Origin of the sequence: Dolichospermum compactum NIES-806, from assembly GCF_002368115.1 — a bacterium.
GTDB classification, from domain to species: Bacteria; Cyanobacteriota; Cyanobacteriia; order Cyanobacteriales; family Nostocaceae; genus Dolichospermum; species Dolichospermum compactum.
Genome location: NZ_AP018316.1, coordinates 4,333,504 through 4,335,890 on the forward strand (window position 1 = coordinate 4,333,504; position 2,387 = coordinate 4,335,890).

3 protein-coding genes are annotated in these 2,387 nt (G+C 40.9%); all 3 read right to left on the reverse strand.

The features are described from left to right. Nucleotides 1-153 precede the first annotated feature (153 nt). Nucleotides 154-963, reverse strand: coding sequence for a S1 family peptidase (locus CA730_RS20065; protein WP_096669970.1), 810 nt, complete (start codon nt 961-963; stop codon nt 154-156). A gap of 24 nt (nt 964-987) precedes the next feature. Then, nucleotides 988-1,542 carry a COP23 domain-containing protein gene (locus CA730_RS20070; protein ID WP_096669972.1) on the reverse strand — a complete coding sequence of 185 codons (555 nt, stop codon included), beginning with the start codon at nt 1,540-1,542 and terminating at the stop codon, nt 988-990. A 252-nt stretch (nt 1,543-1,794) separates the two neighbouring features. Further along, on the reverse strand, nt 1,795-2,355 hold the full coding sequence (locus CA730_RS20075) for a PsbP-related protein (RefSeq protein WP_157750030.1): 561 nt from the start codon (nt 2,353-2,355) through the stop codon (nt 1,795-1,797). Between the last annotated feature and the right edge of the window lie 32 nt (nt 2,356-2,387).

The following is a 2,387-nucleotide window of genomic DNA, read 5'->3' on the forward strand; positions in this document are numbered from 1 at the left end:
AATCAACACCTTGTGGTTGCCCCAAATACGGGGAATCAACACCTTGTGGTTGCCCCAAATACGGGGAATCAACACCTTGTGGTTGCCCCAAATACGGGGAATCAACACCCTGTGGTTGCCCAAAATACGGGGGTAGGCACGGGGGCGCTACCCCTACTTGCTTTTGGCAAACAATAATTGCTTGACTGTTTCTAAGGGAATACCCCAGCTATATTGACTTATTTGTTCTCGTTGTGCGTCCGTTGGGTAAGAACCATCTTCAAAAACATAAGGATCACCCCAAATTGGGTTGGCATGAAGTCCATTAATTCCCACTAATTCCCCTGCGCGATTCAATAGGGGTCCGCCACTCATCCCTTTTTCTACGTCACTGGTAGAGCCAATTCGGTATCCTCCCTCTAGGGCTTTATCCAATACCAATTCAATGTTACCGGGTTTAATCACAAACCCCCGATATTTGCTTTGGCTATTTTTGAGGGGAAAACCTGCGGCTATTACTCCATCTCCAATGGCGGCTTGTTGATTTGATTTGGTGGTAATCCTGTATTCTGAGTCAGCTACAAATTCTAATAAGGCTAAATCATTTCCCCTCAGTTGTTTTTTCCGCACCACAGGTTTAGTACGGTGAGTTTTTCCGTCGGGAGTTTGAATAGAATAGGGAGCTTCACCGGCTTGTAAAACGTGATTATTGGTAATTACTCCATAGGTTGAGGTTAAGTGATTTTTATGATCTTTATAAAATAGTACACCAGAACCTAATGAGCGATCGCGCTTTTCTCTATGGCTACTCAGAATCTTAACTGTAATTAAACGGGCTGCTTGTTCAAGTTGAATTTGTTCCTGTCCAGACCACAAATTAACTATTGAAAAAGGGGGTTTTAGAACTGACGACACTGAAGTTGCCAAAGGCAAAACAGAACCAGTTAGTGCAAAAACAGCGACCATTCCTATGCGCCAACTCATGATTTTCCCCCTATAATTTCCAATTTACCAGATCGGCTCACTTTTACCGTTGATCACCTGATCAATGTCAACGCTGGCAGTGCCATCACGGTTGATTGTTGGTTTAATGTGTCCTTCTTGGTCGCCACTGAGGTAAACAGCCTCTCCACCTGCGGCAACACGGGTATTCAATAGTTGTTCGAGAACCTGCTTGGGGTCACGATCCTTTTTCATGGTCAGTAAAACATTTCTCTTATTGCAAACTCCCTGATTATTGCTTAAACCACAGATCACATCTTGACCGTTAACTGTTCCCGTTTTCAGGATTTTCAGTTGACCTTGATTTTGAAGTTTCTGGAAACGATCTGATACCTCTTGACAACGTTTTTGAGGTGTCAATTTACTACTAATCCAGCTATTATCTGTCCACACAATTAAGGCCACACTACCTTTGCTTGGGTGACGAACCACGGTTACTGGATAGTTATCACTCACACAAGTAAATTGACGGCTTTGAGCTTGGCTGGGTTGATTACTGGCTAAAGTGACACTTAAGGCTAAAGCCAGACCAGTTAAGGGTACTGATAGGTTATTTTTCATAACTAAAGCAATAAGAAATCAGGTTATTAAGATGGTTACAAAAAACTTATGAGTTGAATCAATCCTACGTTAATATAACTAGTGTGCAAATGTCAACTGGCAAGGTATATTACCCTGCTGTACCTCAGAGGATATTTGAAAATTTTTTAATGTATAAATAGGGCTTGCTGATAGCGTAGCGTGGCTTTAGTCGTACTCCTGATAGCGAAGCGTGGCGTTAGCCATACTTCTAGCCCCTTTTCAAAGACCCTCTCATAGACCAATAGGCTCTATATGAAAAGACCTCATCATGGTTTGTTCTACATCCTTGAGAAAGGGATCATAGAGTTTTTCTTCTGCTCGGTAAGTCAGAATATAAACTTTTGAATCACTAATAGTCCAAACTTCCATGGACTTAAACCTGAAGTTATGAATTTGATCTTGACCTGTATAAACTATTTGATATCCCTCTCGATTATCTAGTTTTTTCGATTGTTGTTCGAGAATTTGGACGTTTTTAACGGATTTTTTAATTTGTTGGATAGCAGCCTGATTATACTCTGATAAAGTCTGAGATTTTTGTATATCTTCGATACGGATAAATAGCCCTACTTCGAGATTCGTACTAGAAGTATTAGGGAATATTTTGGCTATAGTTCCCCCGGTTAACGGACTATATTCTTGTTTTTCAGCCTTCCAGTCTTGAGGATATTTGATCTCAATTCCAAATTGTTTATCCTCAAATAGTTGACCAGGAATAGTTTGAATTTCCCCTGAAGGGATTTGATCAGGACTTACGCAACTGGCACATTGGTAAGGTGCGTCAGATATCAAAAATCTGTTTATTTGCAGGATTTATGCAGTCT

What these genes read in the sequence shown, in the direction of transcription:
- CA730_RS20065 (WP_096669970.1), bottom strand. Translation starts at nt 963, where the DNA reads ATGAGTTGGCGCATAGGAATGGTCGCTGTTTTTGCACTAACTGGTTCT.
- CA730_RS20070 (WP_096669972.1), bottom strand. Translation starts at nt 1,542, where the DNA reads ATGAAAAATAACCTATCAGTACCCTTAACTGGTCTGGCTTTAGCCTTA.